Origin of the sequence: Kitasatospora sp. NPDC036755 (assembly GCF_040636595.1) — a bacterium.
In the GTDB taxonomy this organism is placed as follows: Bacteria; Actinomycetota; Actinomycetes; order Streptomycetales; family Streptomycetaceae; genus Kitasatospora.
The window spans coordinates 1-18710 of the sequence record NZ_JBEZUT010000171.1; the positions used below are offsets into that span (position 1 = coordinate 1).

Below are 18710 nucleotides of genomic sequence, written 5' to 3' on the forward strand. Positions count from 1 at the left end.
GGGGCGACCTCGTCCGCGGTGACGGTCAGTCAGCAGAGCAGGGATTTCGCCAGGAGTACCTCGATGCTGCCCTGACGAGTACCTCACTGACGTCAGAACTCGTGAACATCACCCGCCCGTGGTTCGGGGTGCCTCCCGAACTCGTGAACAACTGACGTCATAACTCGGGTTCTGGCTCAACTTTTGTGGGCCTTCACGATGCGTGACTGGTTGAGGGGTTAGATCTGATTGCCCGGGTGCCGTGTATTCCAGGCACGGATGATGGCCGTTCGCTGGTCGTCGAGACTTACGACGTCTTCGGGCGATGCCGGGCCGAAGACGTCGACAGTCTCGGGGGCCTCGCCCCGAGCGTCCAGGAAGTGGGCGTACGCCTGCCGTCCGTTGGTGAATTGGCGCAACTGTCCGGATGGGTGAACGTCGGGGCGGGCTCCCCGGCAGCAGAGCAGACGGCCGTCGCGTTCCAGCTGCCGTCGAGCCTGGATAAGGCAGTCGAGATAGTCGCTCCCGCTGATCTCGGTGAGTGAGCCGCCGTCAAGGAGCGCGAGGAGTGCTGTGGAGGGCTGGCCGATATAGACCGTGACAGATCGAAAGAGGCCATCTGCGTCGACGGTCTGAAGACCTACCTCTTCGGTCCACTTCGGCTGGGAAACATTGCTGTCCGGGCTACTGTCCTGGCCAATCCGGTTGTTCATGTCGACCATGATCGCTGGAGGAGGCAAGCTCGGGGAAGTGCTCAGGAAGCCAACAGGACTCGCTTGCGGAGGAGCTGGAAGCCCGCGCGACCGAACATCTGGCGTTTGAGCATCTTGATCCGGTTGACGTGCCCTTCGACAACGCCGGAGTTCCAGGGCAGGGAGAGGCCAGCGATGCCGGCGTCACGGTCGCGATCGATGCCGGCGGCGAGGGTGTGGAGGCTGGGCAGGTCGTCCTGCCGGACGGCTTCGAGCCACTCCGGCAGGCGCTCGCCCCGGCGTTCGGTGAGCATGGCTCCGAAGGAGCGGACATGCCGGGTAAGCGCGTCCAGTTCGGGGCAGTTGGCCAGGACGTGCTTGAGCTGGAGTTGCTCATGCTCGGGCAAACTCTCGGGTCGACGGAGGATCCAGCCTGCCACCGTTCGGGGTTGATGAGGATCTCTGGATTTCCCCACCCTGCGCTCGGATGCTCCTCAGACCTGCTCACGCGATTCCCCACCCTGCGGCACGCTGACCTGCGGACGGACACCGCTCGGGAGGGGCCGCCCGATAGCCAGCCAGGTCCAGGGGCGGGACGGACTGTCCAGGGTGGCCGAAGGCCAGCGCAAGGCGCCGCCGAAGGCGTCCTTGACGGCCCTGTTCTCGTATAGCTACGGCGAACGGACACGTAGCGCTGCGTGACCGTGAGGGTCGTCGTTTCCCCTCGTCGGGCGCCTCGTTGAGCTGAGCGAGTGATCTCGGGCGGGGCGGAGGAGCACGGGTGCGGCAGGACTGGGAGCCGGAGGACCTGATCAAGGTCTGGACGCTGCTCGAAGACGACATGAAGCGGATGCGGAACATCGCCGCCGCCCGCGGCGCCGCCATCCGGCAGCAACTCCTCGAACTGCCCGCCCCCGTCGTCGCGGACGCTCTCGGCTACCACGACAAGACCACCAGTCGCCTCCGCAACGAGACCGGCGGGACATGGAGCCGATGCGCCGCCGGAGACCACGGGAGGTCACCGGTCGGCTGGGCACCCGAAACAACCGGCGAGAGTTGATTTCGCGAGCCCATTTGACATCGATGTGATGCGAGAACTCGGCCTTCAGGTGATACGAACCGGATCACAGGACACTAGCCCTGCCGCTCCAGCCATTCCGAAATCACCTGGTTGGTTTCTTCTGGCATTTCCTCCTGGATCCAGTGACCGCAGTCCAGGCCGACCACTTCCACGTTGGGCACGAACTCCGCCAGTCTTTCGAACCTCGGGATCGCGAAGTCCTGGTCGCCGTAGATCATGAGGGCGGGCTGCTTGATGATCGGGTCCGCGTCCGCCAGCTGGTGCCAGTTGCGGTCGAGGTTCCTGTACCAGTTGATGCCGCCCGTGAATCCCGACGTCTCGAACGCGGAGACGTAGACGGCCAGGTCGCTGTCGCTCATGATGGACTCACCGAGTGGTGTTTCCGCCTTGGCGAGGTTGATGAATGCCATGCCCGGCTCAGGGGGTGCGGGGGGCACGTTCTTCCGGTAGAGGTTGCGGAGGAACTGGGAGGTGTTGGCATCGAATGCGGCGTCCGCGACGCCCGGCTGCCGGTTGAAGTGGACGAAGTAGAAGTCGCCGCCGAGGAAGGTTTCCATGACCTCGATCCACGGCGTTTCTCCGCGCTCCTGGTAAGGCAGGCTCAGGTTGATCAGCTTGTTCACCCGGTCGGGGTGCAACAGGGTCAGTCCCCAGACGACGAACGCACCCCAGTCATGGCCGACGAAGGTGGCGTCCTCGTAGCCATAATGGTCCAGGAGCGCGACGAGGTCACCCGTCAGGTGCTCGATGTCGTAGTCCGTCACCTCGGTCGGGCGGGATGAGTTGCCATAACCCCGCTGGTTCGGTGCGATGACGTGGTAGCCGGCCGCTGCGAGGACGGGCATCAGGTGACGCCAGGAGAAGGCGTGCTCCGGCCAGCCGTGGCAGAGCACGATGGGCTTTCCCTTGTTCTCCCGGCCTGCCTCGAAGACTTCGAGCTCCACACCGTTGACCTGGATCAGGGTGGGCTCGGAAAATTCTGCTGGATTGAACACTGCATTTCCTCTCTGGGGGCGTTCGCTGGCGGTCGACCTCCTCGATGAGGTCATGTCGCCAGCTTGCTCCCCAAACCGGTCACCCCATGACCGGTTTTTATGAGAGTTTTGTCAGCATGCGATCCGATCGGCTGGTGGCCATACTCCTCTTGCTCCAACGGCGCGAGCAGGTGACAGCCGTAGAGGTCTCCCGAGAGCTGGACGTCTCCGAGCGCACCGCCCGCCGTGACCTCGACGCCCTGGCCATGGCCGGGGTGCCCGTGTACTCCATGCAGGGCCGAGGCGGCGGCTGGCGCCTGGTGGGCGGCGCTCGTACCGACCTGTCCGGGTTGACCGCCAGTGAGGCACGCGCCCTGTTCCTGGCTGTCGGTCCGGCCTCGGATGCGACGCCGGCGATGAAAGCAGCTCTGCGCAAGCTCGTCCATGCTCTACCGAAACCCTTCCAGGCGCAGGCCGAGGCAGCGGCGTCGTCGCTGGTCGTAGACCCGCAGCGATGGGGGGCGAGCCGGATCGAGCACCGGCCGCCTCGCTTCCTCGACGAACTCCAGGACGCGGTGATCCGTGGCGTCCAGGTGTCGCTCGGCTACGTCGACAGCAAAGGCGTCGAAACCCGGAGAACCGTCCACCCGCTGGGCATCGTCGCCAAAGGTCCTGTGTGGTACCTCGTCACCCACACCGAGACCGGCCGACGGGTCTTCCGGATCGACCGCGTGTCGTCCGCCGACCCGACCGGCGACCCCGTGCACCGACCCGGGGACTTCGACCTTGCCGAGAGCTGGAATGAGATCGCCGAAGAGGTCGATCGCAAACGAACGCCGCTGGAGGTCCAGGCGGTATGCACACCCGACGGGATAGGCATACTCCGGATGGCGCTCGGCGACCGGCTCGACGTGGGAGGTTCCACGACCGATGGCCGCATCGAGGTCGTGATCCGCGGCCCCAATGAGTACATCCTCGCCGGCGAGCTCTCCGGGCTGGTCGAATGGGTCGAGGTGACCGGCCCTCCGGGGGTCCGAGACCGCCTGGCCTCGATCGGCAACGCCCTCGTCGAACGATACGGCCGGCCGCGCACCGGCGGAGACCTTCACCCGTCTTGAAGCGGACGAGGCAGGGCTTCGAGAACAGTTCCGCTCAATGGGCTGGGTTTGTCCGTTCCGGCAGGAGCCCGGTCACGACACCGGCGGGTCCGCCGGCCTGGCTCTCTGCGGGTGGATCGTCTCGTGCCGGGCCAGCATCGCCACGCACTCGGCGATCTTCCGGGTTCGCGTCTCGGCCCGCTTGACGGCATTGACCCGGCTGATGAGGGCGAAGCGGTTGGTCTTGGTGAGTACCTCGAACATCGCCTGCGCCGCTGGGTCGGCGGCGATCGCGACGCGCAGGTCGGCCGGCACCTCCGCTTCCGATGACGGCGCATAGGCGGCCGTCCACCGCCCGTCGGCCTTCGCGGCGTCGACCGCGGCGCGGCCGGCGGGCTGCATCAGGCCGGCCGCCTCCAACCGGGCCACGTTGGCGACGTTGCGCTGGGACCAGACGCTGCGGGGCCGGCGCGGGGTGAACCGCCGCCAGGAGCTCTCCTCGTCGCGCTTGCGGGCCTGCCCGTCGATCCAGCCGAAGCACAGTGCCTCGTCGACTGCCTGCTGCCAGGTCAGCGTGGTAACGGTGCCGCCCTTCCTGGTCAGGGCGAGCCACACGCCAGGAGAGGCGGTGTGGTTGTCCAGCAGCCACGCGCGCAGCGCCGCGCCGTCGGCAACGATCAACTCATCCAGCTCGGTTCCGGTCACCACCGCAGGTTAGTGCCGCAACAAGGTGTCACGACCTGTCGGGGTGACTCGTTGAGCCCGCGGCGGCGATGTCGGCCGGCTCGCCCTCGCCGACGCCACCGTGAAGAACGGCTGCCCTCTCCGGTCAGCTCGACGACCCCGGCGTCCCCACAGCCGCCGCCCGGACCGGAGCTATCCGCCACAGTGGGTCCTGGAGATGCCCGCCCCGTCGTCGCCGCCCTCGGCTACCACGACGTCATCGCGACCCGCCTCGCATCCGAGGTCGGAGAAGACTGGAGTCGCTACGCCGACGACCACGTACGGTCACCAGCAGGCTGGGCCCCAGGCGGAACCGGCGACAGTTGAATAGGCGGTCCTACCAGTACCACGGCAAAACCTGCCCCGAGCAACGCAGCGCTACATGTCCGTTCGCCGTAGCTATACGAGAACAGGGCCTTGACCGGCCGGCACGGCCCGCACAATCCACGAGCGGGCGGCCCCGGCCCACAACCGTCGTGATGCTCGCTGAAACTCCCCACTCAGTCCAGCCTTCAACTGAGTGAGGAATCGTGAGTAGCCCTGGCCGTTTTCCGAGATCCTCATCAGGGTGAGGGAGGCCGTGCGGTGACGGGCCGTGGTGACATGCGTTTCTGGTACAGGTAGGCGCGGACCGTCTGGTAGCTGCCCTGGTAGCCGAGCGGCACGATCTCTTCCCACAGCTTCCAGGCGTTGGTAATGCTGTCGTTCCAGCGGTCGTCCAGGTACGGCTTGTACTCGTCGAGCTTGGAGGGCCGGTTCTGCCACTGCCCGGTGAAGAGTTCTTCCGGGCATGTGGCGTCGGCAAGGCGTTTGACCGTCCCGTAGGTCATGCCCAGCTGGCGTTGGATCGAGCGTCTGCTGTGGCCGGCCTCCAGGAGCGCGTGAACGGTGGCGTGCCGGGTCCGGATGCGGTCGGCGAAGCGGTGGCCAGTCGGCCACGGTGAGCCGGTAGTCTCCTGGACCGCGGCGGAAACATCCTCAGGCTCAGGCGTTCCAGGGAGCAAGGCCCGAAGGCAGCGGCGGTGTTGGGCAACGCTTCGCTCAGCGGCTTCGGTGAGGTTGTGCCAAAGGTGCCACCGGTCCGCGACCTGGACCGCTTGCGGAGCTCCGGCAGTGGCGCCTTCGGCGAGTTGAGCCAGAACCATAACTCGTGGATAGAGCCACACCAGCAGCGCCGCCGCGAACATCGTCACTGTCAGCCGAGCATCTGGCGGGCCGTCGTGCGCAGCTCTTCAGGTGATCTCACAGCGGCGCACTGCCAGTGAGGAGCTATCGGGGACCGGTCGCTGGATGCACGACACTGCCGTCAGGGACGGACAGCAGGTACGCGCTGCTGGGATCAGGTACCTCTTCGGCCGTGCCGAATGCCCGCCTTGTGCCGGCGTGTTCGTCATCGCGGACGAGTACACGTCCGCCGAGTGCCCTGGCTGGGTGGCGATCGGCGACCCGAGCGCGGGTTCTCCGCAGGCACCGGCAGCTGGCGACAGGGGCACGCGATAACGACAGTTCGAGCTGCACCGAACGGATCCTCCCGCCGGGCGGCTCCTGGCAGGCGGACATGATGTTCCGCGGAGAATCCCGAGGTATCCGATGGACGGCGGCAAGGCGGTCCGAGTAGGCGTGGATCGCCGACGGGGTGTCCGTGCGTGTCGGTGGTCTCCGGAATGATGCCCCTGTTCGAGGTCGAAGGAGAGGGGCTGTCATGGAAGACGAGCTGGGCGATCTGATCCACCTGGCCGATCCGCCGGGAACGAGCGGTCACGCCGTGTCTCTCCGCGTGCTGGAGCGGCCGGCCCCGGGCAGTGAGTTCCTCGACTGCGAGTTCGTCGTGTCGACCGGGACCATCAACGGAAGCTTTCCCGTCGGCATCACGTCCGATGACCTGGAGCAGTGGGAAGAAGCCCTGGACGAGCTGGCCGGCAATCGGTTCGTCTCGTGGCTGACCTCCGGTCGGACGGTCCAGCTCGGGATCAAGCCGTTGGCCTCCGGAGCGATCGGAGTGTCACTTCAGGACGCTCCGTCCTCGCAGGTGACGGTCAGCCTGCCGCTCTCGCCGTCGGCCGGCTGGATCGAGGAGCAGCGTGCGCGACTCGACCGTGTGCGGCGGGTGTTCGTGGGCTGACCGGGCAACTGATCGCCGGGGCAATGACACTGCTTAGCCGAGGTGGTGCTCGACCAGGTCGGCGGCTCGGGCCGCTCCGCCGCTGCGCCGGACGGCGAGGCGCATCTCCGCGAGGGCGGTGCGGACCACCTGGTCGGAGGCCACCGTGTCGATGGCCGACCGCAGGGCCTCAGGGTGTGCCGCGTCGGTGGCGTCCAGCCGTACCCCCAGGCCGAGTTCGACCAGGCGGGCGGCGTTGGCCTCCTGCTCGGGTGTTCGGGGGACGGCGACGATGCCGACGCCGTAGTGCAGGGCCTCCAGGACGGAGTTCATCCCGGAGTGCGAGACGAAGGCGGTGGCCCGGCGGAGCACCGCGAGCTGAGGGAACTGCGGTCGTAGGTCCACCCGGTCCGGGATGGGCCTCAGTTCGGCGGCTGCCGCGCCGTCCACGCGCATCGCCACCTGCCAGGGGCCGTCGGCGACGGCGGCCAGGCAGGTGCGGTAGAAGTCCGGGTCGCCGTCGAGCACGGTGCCCAGCGAGACGTACAGCAGAGGTGCGTCCGGACCGGGTGGAGACCGGGTCTCGGCCTGCTCCCGTCGGCCCAGCGACGGGCCGACGAAGTGGAACCGTCCGTCGAAGCCCTCCGCGGCGGGCTGGAACTCCCGCGGGACGAACACCAGGTTGAGCCCGTCCGCCACCGTCATGGTGTCGGCGACATCGAGCGGGACGCCGTGTTCGGCGGAGAAAGCCGCGCAGGCGGCGGCGAACGCCGCAGTCGCCGGGCCGTCGGCGCCGATCCCCGCGGTCAACTGTCGGTCCAGCGAATACGATTCGTTCGAGGTGAAGTGTGGGACGCACTGCACACCCGGGACGCCCAGGCTCCGGGCGGCGATCCGGCCCGGCCAGTTCGTCGTGTCGTAGCAGATCGCGTCCACCGGCTCCGACGCGCAGTGCCTCCGCAGCACCGGCCACGTCGCGCTCAGCGCCGCGAAGTAGTGGCGCAGCCAGCCGGCCACGGCCGCCGGACCGATCGTCGGCGGCGGAGTGAAAGGCGCCGGGGCCGGCAACTCCAGCCAGCGCGCCCCGGCACCGGACACGGCGGCGGCATGGCCGGACTCGGTGGCGTACACCACCCGGTGCCCGCGCCGGACGAGTTCCTCGACCGGCGGCAGCGTCGGGTTGACGTGCCCGTGGCCGGTCAGGGTCATGAAGAGCAGGTTCTTCCTGAGCACGGTGGAGAGGTTGCCAGGAGCGGCCGCGCTGCGCCAGCGGTTTGCGCTGGGGCCCAGGGCCTCTCCTTCGGGCCGCGCCGGATCGGCGCGCGCGGTGTATCGCGCCCGGCGCGAACCGAAGGAGAGGCTTGCCCGTGTCCGTCACGCTGGTGGCGGTGGCCTCTGCGAGTGCCGGGACTTGCAGCTGGTCTGCTGGCCGATGTACGGCTGACCCCCGCGGGTGCGGGGAGGGCACAGGCCGGGGACGTGCTGGTCGCCCTTCCAGCGGCTGACCCCCGCGGGTGCGGGGAGGGCCCTTTGTGAGCTGCGGGGATGTGGCGGTTTTGCTGGTTTTTCGCGAATTGCGCCGGGGGTTGTTGAGGTGTCAGAGGGCCTGCGGCGCATCCTACGTGGGCCGCCTGGGCGGAGGGTCGGTGCCCCGGGCGGGGCGGCGACCCTCCGCCCCTGGGGCTACTTGGTCAGGCGGGACCAGTCGGCGGGTTGGGCGGGGTCGAGCTGGCGGAGTTTGTCGAGGACCTTGGGGTCCTGGGCGTCGAGCCAGTCGGCGACTTGGCGGAAGGAGACGCAGCGGACGCCGTCGCGCCGGCAGACGTTCTTCATCACGTCCTCGATGGCCTGCATGTAGATGCCGCCGTTCCAGTCCTCGAAGTGGTTGCCGATGAAGAGCGGGGCGCGGCTGCCGTTGTAGACGCGTTCGAAGCCGGCGAGGTAGCTGTCGCGGGTCTCCTTCTCCCAGGTGTCGTACTTCTTGGGGTCGCCCTTGGTGGTGTCGCCGGACTGGTTGGCCAGGAAGTTGAAGTCCATCGAGAGGCTCTGGGTCGACTTGCCGGCGTAGGGGAGCATCTGCAGCGGGAAGTTCCAGATGCCGTCCTTCTTGACGGGCCAGACCTGGAACTCGCCCGGGGAGCTGGCGTCGTAGCGGAAGCCGGTCGCTTTCTCCGCCGCCAGCAGGTTCTTCTGGCCTTCCAGGCAGGGGGCGCGGCCGCCGACGACCTCCTTGGTGTAGTCGAAGGGGAGTGGCGGGAGGTCCTTGAAGCCGGTGTTGGTCTTCCAGTTGGTGACGAAGGAGATGGCCTGGTCGAGTTCGCTCTTCCACTCCTCGGTGCTCCAGTCGCCGCCGCCCTTGGGGCCGCAGAAGTGGCCGTTGAAGTGGGTGCCGATCTCGTTGCCGTCCAGCCAGGCGAGGCGCAGCTGTTCGAGGGTGTCCTTGATGTGGGGGTCGGTGGCGTAGTCGATGGAGGCGTCGCCGGGCTTGTGCTGCGGCGGTTTGTAGGTCGTGCTCTTGGACTTGGGGAGGGTGTAGAGCCCGGAGAGGAAGAAGGTCATCTGGGCCTTGTTCTCCGCGCCGAGCTTGCGGAAGCGGGAGAACAGGCGGTCGTCGCCCTCCAGCGCGCCGTCCCAGGAGAAGACGACGAACTGGGGCGGGGTCTCGCCGGGTTTGAGTTTCTCCGCCGCGGGCTGCTTGGGCTGCGGCCCGGTGTCGGAGGTCGATCCGTCGCCGAGCACCTTGACCTGGCCGTCCCAGGTGGGGGTGGGCGTGGGCGGTGGCGGGGCGGGGGCCTCGGTGGAGGCGCTGGGGGCGGGGCCAGCCGGGGTCGTTTCGGTGGCGGCGGCTGTGGGTCTGCTCGATGTGCCGGAGCATCCTGTCGCCAGGGCGGAGGCCCCGAGGACCCCCATCGTCAGCAGGATGGCCGAGCCGCGAGCAGTCCGCACCGGACCTCATTTCTCTGATGTCTGATCAGACGATGTTTGGAAGATGATCGATGGATGTGATCATCAGAACACTTTTGATCGACCTCTGTCGAGGCGGGTCCGGTGCGGCTTCGATGGGGGAGGTTGGAAGCCAACTCCCTTGCGTCACACAGTGGATGGCGCGGAACGCAGGATCCGCTGGAAGGCCTCGGCGGCCGCGAGGGTGCAGAAGCGGCCGATGCGCTCGGGGACGTCCGCCCCGGACGTCGCCTCCGGCCCGACCGGTATCACTCAGGTTTCCGGCCAAGTTCGTGGCGGGGCCTCGACACTCCGTGCCCAACCGTTCCGTCCGGAGCTAGGGTCGCTTCAGCCCTACGAACCTCCGGCGCCCCACGGCCCTCGTGCGGCGCTCCGTGGACCTGCCCGATTGGACCGGTGTGCCATGAACAGGACGTACCACCGCCCGCTGAACCGTCCGTCGACCACGACCACCCGGAGCCGGCTCGCCTCCCTGGCAGGGGGCGCCGCGGTGGCCGCGTTCGTCCTCACCGGCATCGCGGTCGGCGCCGCCGGTGCCGCGACCGCCGCTCCCGGCTCGGTCCCCGCGCCCGCCATCACCATCTACCGCGTGGCCGATGCCGCCCAGCCCGCTCCGGCGGCCACCCAGGTCGGCGTGGCCGCAGCCACGCAGCCGGCCCCGGCGGCCACCCAGCCCGCCCCTGCCGCCACCCAGCCGGTCGCGCTGCGGTAGGCGGGCGGCGGAACTCCGAACGTCCGGGCGGCGGTTCACCCGAGCCGCCGCCCGGCGCTCACCCCGCCTCCGCCCCCGCTCCCGCCCCGCCGTCCGCCTCGGGCAGCGGCCCGTCGCCGGTGAGCCAGGCCCGGAGGACGTTCTTGCGGACCTTGCCGAGTTCGTTGCGCGGGAAGCGCGGCACGGCCTCGACGCGGGTGGGCCAGTACCAGTCCGTCATCCCGCGCCCGGCCAGCCAGGCCCGCAGTTCCGCCGGCTCCGGGGCGGAACGGCCGTCGGCCGGCACGACGACGGCGCACGGCAGGTCGCCGTGTTCGGCGGGGTAGCCGACCAGGGCGACGTCGGCTATCGCCGGGTGTTCGCGGAGCTCCGTCTCGACGTCCAGGACGGGGATCATCAGCTGGGTGGTGCCCGAGATCCGGTCGGAGGCCCGGCCCGCGTAGCGCAGGCCGCCTTCGCCGTCCGGGAGCATCAGGTCGCCGGTGGCGTACCAGCCGTCGGTGTCGGCGGCGCGCCAGCGGAGTCGGCCGGTGTCGCGGTCGAAGGTGCCGAGGCAGGTGGACGGGCTGCGCACGTCGACCTGCGAGGCCTGGTCCGGCCGGGAGTCGTCCGTCGCCATCCGCAGTTCGATGCCGGGCATCGGGCGGCCGACGCTGCGGGCGGCCCGCTCGGGCGGGTCGGTGAGGCCGGTGGCGAGGATGCCGCCGGTCTCCGTCGAGCCGAGGGCGTTGACGACGTGGCCGCTCAGGGTGCGGCGCAGGAGGTCGACCAGCTCGCGCGAGGGGCTCGCGGCCATCGCGGCCACCGCCTCCCACGCGGGCAGGTCCCGTGGTCGGCGGCTCTGTTCGGCGGCGAGGGATTCCAGCATCGCGGGCGGGGCGATCAGGGCGCCGGCGCGGTAGGTGCCGAGCAGGTCGAGCCAGCGGCCGGCGTCCCACTCGTCGCAGTACAGGGCACTGGTGCGGTGGACGAGCGGCCGCAGCACGCCGTTGCGCAGCCCGGCGCCGTGGCTGAGCGGGGTGAGCACCGGGAACGGCTGCCCGGGCCGCAGGGGCGGGATCGGCAGCGCCCGGCGGACCCCGGCGTACAGGGTGTTCAGGCTGTGCACGACGGCGGTGGCGCTGCCGGTGGTGCCGGAGGTGAACAGCACGGCCGCGGCCTCGTCGGGCCCGAGGCCGGGGCCCTGCGGCGCGTTCGGGGCGTGGGCGGTGCGCGGGAGGGCGTCGAAGTCGAGGGCCCCGGTGGCGGCGGTGTCGGCGGTGTCGCCGAGGACCGCGTGGTGGCGCAGGTCCGGCAGGTCGTCGGCGAGCCGGGCGAGGGCCGCGATGTGCTCCGGGCCGGGGTCGCGGTCGGTGGTGACCAGCAGGACGGCGCCGGTCGAGGCCAGCATCCGGCCCACCTCCCGGCGGCCGAACCGCAGGGAGAGCGGTACGGTCACCGCGCCGACGCGCCAGCACGCCAGGGTGAGCACGGCCGTCTCCCACCGGTCGGGGAGTTGGAAGGCCACCGCCTCGCCACGCCGGACGCCCAGCCGGTGCAGCGCGGCGGCGTACCGCTCCACCCGGTCGGCCAGCTCGGCGAAGGTCAGGGTGACGGCCCGGCCTTCCGCCGCGCGCCAGCTGATGATGACGGGCCGGCCGGGCGCCCGCTCGGCGGCGTCGCGCAGATCGTCCAGGAAGGTCCCGTCGCGCCACCAGCCCTGCTCGCGGTAGCGGGCGGCGGTGGCGGGCAGGGGCCGCAGGGCGTCGAACAGCTCCGGCATGGGTTCCTGCTCCCTCGGTGAGGCGAGGTCGGCGGGGTGGGGTCGGCGGTGCGGCGACAGCGCGACGGGGACACCCGCGCACTGCTCGGCGCACGGGCACCCGACCTCCCGGCCGCACGGGCCCGCCGGACCATGCCTGCACTGTGGCACACGGGGGCGGCCGGCGCCCCCGCGGAGCCGCGGCTTACCCGAACGGGTGATTGCGGAGGTACGGCCGGTGCGGTTGGTGTCGGACGTGGTTTCCTCGGGCAGCCGCCGGGGTGCGGGGCCCGTCGCACGGGGTCGGAGGTGCGGGGCCCGGCACGCCGGACCCGGGCTTCGCGCCCGGAGGCGGCGGCGATCGGAAGCGGCGGCGACCGGAAGCGGCGGCGCCCGGCGGCACCCGGCGCGGCACGGCTCGTCCGGGGAGGGGGAAGGCGGAGAGGAGAGCGCATGGACAGGTCGATCGGTTCCGTCTGGGGCGGCGACCGCTTCGGCCTCGACGCCTATCTGGCCCGGATCGGGTACCGGGGGCTGCGCGAGCCGACGCTGGAGGTGCTGCGCGCGCTGCACGCCGCCCACATCGACGCGCTCGCCTTCGAGAACCTGGAGGTCGTCCTGGGCCGTCCCGTCCGGCTGGACCTGGAGTCCGTGCAGGCGAAGATGGTCCGGCGGCGGCGCGGGGGCACCTGCTGCGAGCAGACGCTCCTCTACGCCGCGGCGCTGGACGCGATCGGGTTCACCTTCACCGCGACGGCGTCCCGGGTGCGCCTGGGCGAGCGGCGGATCCGCCCGGCCACCCACTACTCGCTGCGGGTGGAGCTCGACGGCGAGGAGTGGTTCACCGACGTCGGTTTCGGCGGGGAGGGGCTGCTGGAGCCGATCCGGCTACGGGACGGTGAGGTGGCGCGGCAGTCCGGGTGGACGTACGGGCTGGTCCGGGAGGAGGGCCCGACCCCGGGTGCGGCCGGTCCGCTGGTGCTCCGGCGGTGGCGGCGGGACGGCTGGTTCGACCTGTACGCGATCGGTTCGGAGCCGCGCTTCCCGGTCGACTTCACCGTGACCAGCCACTACACCTCCACGCACCCCCTCTCGCCGTTCCACGACAGGCTGCTGGTGCAGCGGCCGGCGGCCGACGAGCGGCTGGTCCTGCACGACGCGGAGCTGGTCAGGCTGTTGCCGGACGGCACGCAGGAGCGGCGCCGGGTGGAGGCGCGGGATCTGCCCGGACTGCTGACGGGGACGTTCGGGGTGGTGCCGTCCGAGGAGGACCTCGCCGTGCTCGTCGCGCGCCACGAGGAGCGGTCGTGGAGGAGCGGCGGTCGAGGACGGCCGGAGGGTCCTGATCCGGAGGGCCTGGTGCGGGCGGAGCCCTGATCCGGGGCCTGATCGTTTCGGCGGGTGGCATTGACAGGGGGACACCCGCGGCTGAATGCTAAGCAAGCGCTTAGTCAATGAGGTCCCACGCAGAGGAGCCGCCCGATGGCCGAGACCCCCGCCGACCCGCCCGGCCTGGACCTGGCCCGTCTCCGGGCCCACCTGGAGCGCGAACTGCCCGGCCTCCTCCAGGGGCCGCTGCGGGCCGACCTCGTCGAAGGGGGGCGCTCGAACCTCACGTACGTCCTGAGCGACGGCGCCTCCCGGTGGGTGCTCCGGCGCCCGCCGCTCGGGCACGTCCTGGCCACCGCGCACGACATGGGCCGCGAGTACCGGGTGATGACCGCGCTGCGCGACACCGGCGTCCCCGTGCCCGGCACCCTGCTGCTCGACCCCGGCACCGACACCCTCGGCGCCCCCTGGTACCTCATGGAGTACGTCCCCGGGACGGCTCACCGGGACGCCGCCCCGCTGGCCGCTCTCGGCGAGCAGCGGGTGCACGCACTCGGGAGCCGGCTGGTCGAGACCCTCGCCACCCTGCACCGGATCGACCCGGCCGCCGTCGGCCTCGCCGACTTCGGGCACCCGGACGGCTACCTGGAGCGCCAGCTGCGCCGCTGGTCGCAGCAGCTCGCCGCCTCCCGCAGCCGGGACCTGCCGGACCTGGACCGGCTGCACGGCCTGCTCGCCGAGCGGCGGCCCGTCTCGCCCGCGCCCGCCCTCGTGCACGGGGACTACCGGCTGGACAACGTGCTCGTCGACGACGGCGACACCATCGCCGCCGTCCTGGACTGGGAGATGTCCACCCTCGGCGACCCGCTCACCGACATCGGCCTCCTGGTGATGTACACCGAACTCGCGGGCGTCGGCGGCGGCATCATCCCCTCCGCCATGACCGCGCCCGGCTTCCCGAAGGCCGACGAGATCGTCTCCCGGTACGCCGAGTCGACCGGCCGCCGGGCCGAGGACCTCGACTGGTACGTCGCCTTCGCCTCGTTCAAGCTCGCCGCCGTCGCCGAGGGCATCCACTTCCGCTTCCGGCAGGGCCGCACTCTGGGCGCGGGCTTCGAGCGCGCCGGCGAGATGGCGCCGGTCCTCGCCCGGCACGGCCTGAGCACCCTCAAGGAGAACTGAGCCCCGATGGACTTCGCCTACGACGCCCGGACGAACGAGCTCCGCGAGCAGCTGCTCGCCTTCATGGACGAGCACGTGTACCCCGCCGAGCCCGTCCTCGCCGCCCAACTCGCCGACCGTGACCGTGACCGGGGCCGTGACCGTGACCCGTGGGCCATCCCGCCGGTCGTCGCCGACCTCCAGGCGGAGGCCCGCAAGCAGAACCTGTGGAACCTGTTCTTCGTGGACAAGCACGGCCTGCCCGGCGGGCCCGGCGCCGGCCTGACCAACCTCCAGTACGCCCCGCTCGCCGAAATCACCGGCCGCAGCGTCCAGTTGGCCCCGCCCGCGCTCAACTGCGCGGCGCCCGACACCGGCAACATGGAGCTGCTCGCCCAGTTCGGCAGCGCCGAGCAGCGTGAGCGCTGGCTGCGGCCGCTGCTGGACGGCGAGATCCGCTCCGCCTTCGCGATGACCGAGCCCGAGGTGGCCTCCTCGGACGCCACCAACATCGCCACCCGGATCGAACGGGACGGCGACGAGTACGTGATCAACGGCCGCAAGTGGTACATCACCGGGGCGATGAACCCCGACTGCCGGATCCTCATCGTGATGGGCAAGACCGATCCGGCCGCCGAACCGCACCGCCAGCAGAGCATGGTGCTCGTCCCGCGCGACACCCCGGGGGTGACCGTCCGGCGCGGTATGACGGTCTTCGGCTATGACGATGCCGACCACGGCGGCCACGCGGAGGTGCTGTTCGAGGACGTCCGCGTCCCGGTGGAGAACCTGATCGGCGAGGAGGGTACGGGCTTCGCCATCGCCCAGGCCCGGCTCGGCCCCGGCCGGATCCACCACTGCATGCGCGCCATCGGGATCGCCGAGCGGGCCCTGGAGCTGATGTGCCGCCGGGCCGGCGAGCGGGTCGCGTTCGGCAGGCCGCTCGCCGAGCAGGGCGTGGTGCAGGACTGGATCGCCGAGTCCCGGGTGCGGATCGAGCAGTTGCGGCTGCTGGTGCTGAAGACCGCCTGGCTGATGGACACCGTCGGCAACCGGGGCGCGCACACCGAGATCCAGGCGATCAAGATCGCCACTCCGCGGACCGTCGAGTGGATCCTGGACAAGGCCGTCCAGACGTTCGGCGCGGCCGGCGTCAGCCAGGACACCCCGCTCGCCCAGCTCTGGGCCGGCAACCGCACCCTGCGGCTGGCCGACGGCCCGGACGAGGTGCACAAGCGCTCGCTGGCCCGGAGGGAGCTGCGGCAGTACCGGAGTTGACCCGTAGGGGTGTCATACCCGGGTATTCAGGGACCGGTTGGCTCCCAGGTATGACGGCCGCGGCCCGTCCCCGACCGTACTGTCCTACGTGTTCGAAAGATCGGAACACGGAGGACGAGATGGGCAATCCGGGACGGGCCGTGGCGATGGTCCTGCTGGCGGCGGCGACGGCGATGGGCACGATGGGCGCGGCCCCGGTGGGTGCGGCGGACGCGGCCGCGTCCGCCGGCGGCGCGAGCGACGGCACCACCGGGAGGCAGGCGCGGGCCTGGCTGCCGGAGCCCAGCGGGCCGTACCCGATCGGGACCACCGCCCTGCACCTCACCGACGCCGGACGGGAGGACCCCTGGCACCCCGGGCAGCGGCGCGAGCTGATGATCAGCCTCTGGTACCCGACCTCCCAGCCGGCCGCCGGCGAGGACCGGGCCCCCTACATGACACCCGCCGCCGGGCGGCACTTCGACGGCCCGGACGGCGTCGGCCTGCTCAACTACGGCACCGAGCCCGGCCGCACCGACTGGTCGGCCATCCGCACCCACGCCCGCGCGGACGCCCCGGCGCTGTCCGGCGGCCCGCGCCCGGTCGTGCTCTACTCGCCCGGCCTCGGGGACCCGCGCACCTGGGGGACGGCGCTGGTCGAGGACCTCGCCTCGCGCGGCTACGTGGTGGTCACCGTCGACCACACCTACGAGGCCTCCGAAGTCGCCTTCCCCGGCGGCGACCTGGCCACCTCGGTGTTCCCCGGCATGCTCGGGCGGCCCGGCCTGGACATCGGCGCGGTGCTGCGCAAGGCGATCGACGCCCGGGTCGCCGACACCCGCTTCGTGCTGGACCGGCTCGCCGGACTCGCCGGACGGCCGGGACTGCCCGCCGGGGTGGCCGGGGCCCTCGACCTCGACCGGATCGGCATGGTCGGCCAGTCCGCGGGCGGCTTCACCGCCCTCCAGGCCATGCACGACGACCCGCGGATCGCCGCCGGCGTCAACATGGACGGCCAGATGCACTTCCCCGGCCCCGACGGCCACACCGGCGTCCTGCTGCCCAGCGTCGCCGAGGACGGACTGAACCGGCCCTTCCTGCTGATGGGCACCGGGAGCTCCGACTCCGGCGGCTACCGCGACCAGCCCGGCTGGAACGCCCTGTGGCGGCACAGCACCGGCTGGCACGCCGACGTCACCCTCACCGGCTCCCGCCACGGCTCCTACACCGACGCCCAACCGCTGCTGCCGCAACTCGCCCGGCAGGGCGTGCTCGACGCCGAACAGCTGCGCAAGGACGTCGGCGACATCCGCCCCGGCCGCGCCGAACTCGCCACCCGTTCCTATGTCGCGTCCTTCTTCGACCGCTGGCTGCGCGACCAGGACGACCACCTGCTGGACGGGCCCTCGGCGCGCTTCCCGGAGATGGCGTACGAGCGGTAGCCGCGTCGGGACGGCCTTGTCCGACGCCCGGACCGCGGCCCGCCCTAGCGGATCTCGGAGCCGGGGTTGGCCCGGTCCCACCGCTGCCGGGAGGTGACGATCGCGGCGTGGTGGTCGTAGGACCAGTCCGTCATCGCCCGCACCAGGTGGGTCAGGCTGTGGCCGAGCGGCGTCAGCTCGTACTCCACCTGCGGCGGGACGGTCGGGTGGACGGTCCGCGAGACCACGCCGTCGCGCTCCAGACGGCGCACGGTGAGGGTGAGCATCCGCTGCGAGATCCCCGGCAGGGCACGCTGCAGCTCGCGGAACCGCCGTACGCCCTGGGCGAGTTCGACGACGGTGAGGACGGACCACTTGTCGCCCAGGCGGTCCAGCAGGTCGCGGATCCCGCAGTCCACGCCGTCCTCGCACCAGACCACCGGGCGGGGGGTGGTTACCGCGGTGTGCCCTGCTGACATGAAAGTGCCTCCTTACGCCGAACCTCCAGGCTATCGAGGATGGTCGTGCAGCCGACCGAACACCCCTGGAGGAACCCATGCTGCTCGTCACCGGAGTCAACGGAGGCCTGGGCGCGCTCGTCCTGGAACGGCTCGCCGGGCTGGGAGCCGCCGGGCTCGCCGGGCGCGGGCCCGTCGTCGCCGGCTCCCGCACACCGGAGCGGGTGCCGGCCGGGATCCCGGCCCGGCTGGTGGACTTCGACCGGCCGGAGACCCTGGCCGCGGCCTTCACCGGCGTGCGGACGCTGCTGCTGATCTCGGCCGGCGCCGCCGAGGACGACGTGGTGACCGCCCGGCACGGCGCCGCGATCGAGGCGGCGGAGCGGGCGGGCGTCGAGCACGTCGTCTACACCAGCCTGTCCGGCGACGGCGACCACCTGCCGTACGCCCTCGCCCACCGCTGGACGGAGCGGCGGCTGCGCGAGTCCGCCACGCTGCGCTGGACGGTGCTGCGCAACGGCCTGTACGCCGAGTTCCTGGGCATGATCGCCGCACCGGACCGGGACGGGGTGATCGGCGCGCCGCTCGGGGACGGGAAGCTCGCGGCGGTGGCCCGGGCGGACCTGGCCGAGGCGGCGGTGAACGTCGCCCTGGCGCCCGACCGGCACGCGGGCCGGACCTACGAGCTGGTGGGGGAGCGGGCGGTGGGCGGCGCCGAGGTGGCCGAGGTGCTCGGCGCCGAGTACCGGCCGGGACGGCTCGGGCAGGCCCGGACGGCCGCCGCGGCCTCGGACGCGCTGGACGTCCAGGTGCCGATGGTGGTGGGCACCTATTCGGCGATCGCCCACGGCTTCCTGGCCGGGCCGGGCGGGCCGGGCGACCTCGCGGCGCTGCTCGGCCGCGAGCCCCGCCCTGCCCTGGAGGTGATCGCCGAGGGCCGCACACCCAGATCGCAAGAGCACACGACAGAACACCACTCACACTCCGAATCAACTCGGATGGCGTCGTCCGCGGGTTTAT

Annotated in this window: 17 protein-coding genes and 1 pseudogene; 9 read left to right on the forward strand and 9 right to left on the reverse strand. The window is 71.2% G+C overall.

Going from position 1 to position 18710, the window contains the following annotated elements:
- Nucleotides 1–218: 218 nt before the first annotated feature.
- Both AB0E96_RS24150 and AB0E96_RS24155 read right to left on the reverse strand, forming a co-directional pair.
- Nucleotides 219–692 carry a hypothetical protein gene (locus AB0E96_RS24150; protein ID WP_359827256.1) on the reverse strand — a complete coding sequence of 158 codons (474 nt, stop codon included), beginning with the start codon at nt 690–692 and terminating at the stop codon, nt 219–221.
- Between the two features lie 41 nt (nt 693–733).
- Nucleotides 734–1138 (reverse strand): annotated as a pseudogene (locus AB0E96_RS24155) (transposase); the annotation flags it as partial.
- Nucleotides 1139–1452: 314 nt separating this feature from the next.
- Between AB0E96_RS24155 and AB0E96_RS24160 the strand changes: the two are divergent.
- Nucleotides 1453–1731, forward strand: coding sequence for a hypothetical protein (locus AB0E96_RS24160; protein ID WP_359827258.1), 279 nt, complete (start codon nt 1453–1455; stop codon nt 1729–1731).
- A gap of 74 nt (nt 1732–1805) precedes the next feature.
- Here the strand turns inward: AB0E96_RS24160 and AB0E96_RS24165 are convergent, their stop codons facing one another.
- Nucleotides 1806–2747 (reverse strand): alpha/beta hydrolase, encoded by a 942-nt coding sequence (locus tag AB0E96_RS24165; protein WP_359827259.1) that lies wholly within the window; start codon nt 2745–2747, stop codon nt 1806–1808.
- Between the two features lie 116 nt (nt 2748–2863).
- On the opposite strand from AB0E96_RS24165, the gene AB0E96_RS24170 reads away from it, so the two are divergent.
- Nucleotides 2864–3844: a WYL domain-containing protein gene (locus AB0E96_RS24170; protein ID WP_359827260.1), complete on the forward strand. Its 981-nt coding sequence runs from the start codon at nt 2864–2866 to the stop codon at nt 3842–3844.
- Between the two features lie 72 nt (nt 3845–3916).
- Here the strand turns inward: AB0E96_RS24170 and AB0E96_RS24175 are convergent, their stop codons facing one another.
- Both AB0E96_RS24175 and AB0E96_RS24180 read right to left on the reverse strand, forming a co-directional pair.
- Nucleotides 3917–4531, reverse strand: a complete 615-nt coding sequence (locus tag AB0E96_RS24175) for a YdeI/OmpD-associated family protein (protein WP_359827262.1) — start codon at nt 4529–4531, stop codon at nt 3917–3919.
- A gap of 578 nt (nt 4532–5109) precedes the next feature.
- Nucleotides 5110–5739, reverse strand: a complete 630-nt coding sequence (locus AB0E96_RS24180) for a hypothetical protein (RefSeq protein ID WP_359827263.1) — start codon at nt 5737–5739, stop codon at nt 5110–5112.
- A 509-nt stretch (nt 5740–6248) separates the two neighbouring features.
- On the opposite strand from AB0E96_RS24180, the gene AB0E96_RS24185 reads away from it, so the two are divergent.
- Nucleotides 6249–6668: a DUF5959 family protein gene (locus AB0E96_RS24185; protein ID WP_359827264.1), complete on the forward strand. Its 420-nt coding sequence runs from the start codon at nt 6249–6251 to the stop codon at nt 6666–6668.
- A 33-nt stretch (nt 6669–6701) separates the two neighbouring features.
- Here AB0E96_RS24185 and AB0E96_RS24190 read toward each other — a convergent pair whose 3' ends face one another.
- Together AB0E96_RS24190 and AB0E96_RS24195 are read right to left on the reverse strand one after the other, a co-directional pair.
- On the reverse strand, nt 6702–7880 hold the full coding sequence (locus AB0E96_RS24190; protein WP_359827265.1) for a macrolide family glycosyltransferase: 1179 nt from the start codon (nt 7878–7880) through the stop codon (nt 6702–6704).
- Between the two features lie 450 nt (nt 7881–8330).
- The gene (locus tag AB0E96_RS24195; RefSeq protein WP_359827266.1) at nt 8331–9593 is read right to left on the reverse strand and encodes a hypothetical protein; all 1263 of its coding nucleotides are present in this window, start codon (nt 9591–9593) and stop codon (nt 8331–8333) included.
- Nucleotides 9594–10014: 421 nt separating this feature from the next.
- On the opposite strand from AB0E96_RS24195, the gene AB0E96_RS24200 reads away from it, so the two are divergent.
- The gene (locus AB0E96_RS24200) at nt 10015–10323 is read left to right on the forward strand and encodes a hypothetical protein (RefSeq protein WP_359827268.1); all 309 of its coding nucleotides are present in this window, start codon (nt 10015–10017) and stop codon (nt 10321–10323) included.
- A 58-nt stretch (nt 10324–10381) separates the two neighbouring features.
- Here AB0E96_RS24200 and AB0E96_RS24205 read toward each other — a convergent pair whose 3' ends face one another.
- The gene (locus AB0E96_RS24205; protein WP_359827270.1) at nt 10382–12085 is read right to left on the reverse strand and encodes an AMP-binding protein; all 1704 of its coding nucleotides are present in this window, start codon (nt 12083–12085) and stop codon (nt 10382–10384) included.
- Nucleotides 12086–12517: 432 nt separating this feature from the next.
- Here AB0E96_RS24205 and AB0E96_RS24210 point away from each other — a divergent pair, with 432 nt between their 5' ends.
- The 4 genes from AB0E96_RS24210 (at nt 12518) to AB0E96_RS24225 (ending at nt 17253) form a co-directional block, all read left to right on the forward strand.
- A complete protein-coding gene (locus tag AB0E96_RS24210) occupies nt 12518–13441 on the forward strand; it encodes an arylamine N-acetyltransferase (RefSeq protein WP_359827271.1) in 924 nt (307 codons plus the stop codon).
- 105 nt (nt 13442–13546) lie between these two features.
- Nucleotides 13547–14575 (forward strand): phosphotransferase family protein, encoded by a 1029-nt coding sequence (locus tag AB0E96_RS24215; RefSeq protein WP_359827272.1) that lies wholly within the window; start codon nt 13547–13549, stop codon nt 14573–14575.
- A gap of 6 nt (nt 14576–14581) precedes the next feature.
- Complete coding sequence (locus tag AB0E96_RS24220; protein ID WP_359827274.1) at nt 14582–15832, forward strand: acyl-CoA dehydrogenase family protein; 1251 nt, start codon at nt 14582–14584, stop codon at nt 15830–15832.
- A 119-nt stretch (nt 15833–15951) separates the two neighbouring features.
- The gene (locus AB0E96_RS24225; protein ID WP_359827275.1) at nt 15952–17253 is read left to right on the forward strand and encodes an esterase; all 1302 of its coding nucleotides are present in this window, start codon (nt 15952–15954) and stop codon (nt 17251–17253) included.
- 44 nt (nt 17254–17297) lie between these two features.
- Here AB0E96_RS24225 and AB0E96_RS24230 read toward each other — a convergent pair whose 3' ends face one another.
- Complete coding sequence (locus tag AB0E96_RS24230) at nt 17298–17711, reverse strand: helix-turn-helix domain-containing protein (protein ID WP_359827277.1); 414 nt, start codon at nt 17709–17711, stop codon at nt 17298–17300.
- A gap of 77 nt (nt 17712–17788) precedes the next feature.
- On the opposite strand from AB0E96_RS24230, the gene AB0E96_RS24235 reads away from it, so the two are divergent.
- On the forward strand, nt 17789–18710 hold a 922-nt coding region (locus AB0E96_RS24235), incomplete at its 3' end, for an NAD(P)H-binding protein (protein ID WP_359827279.1).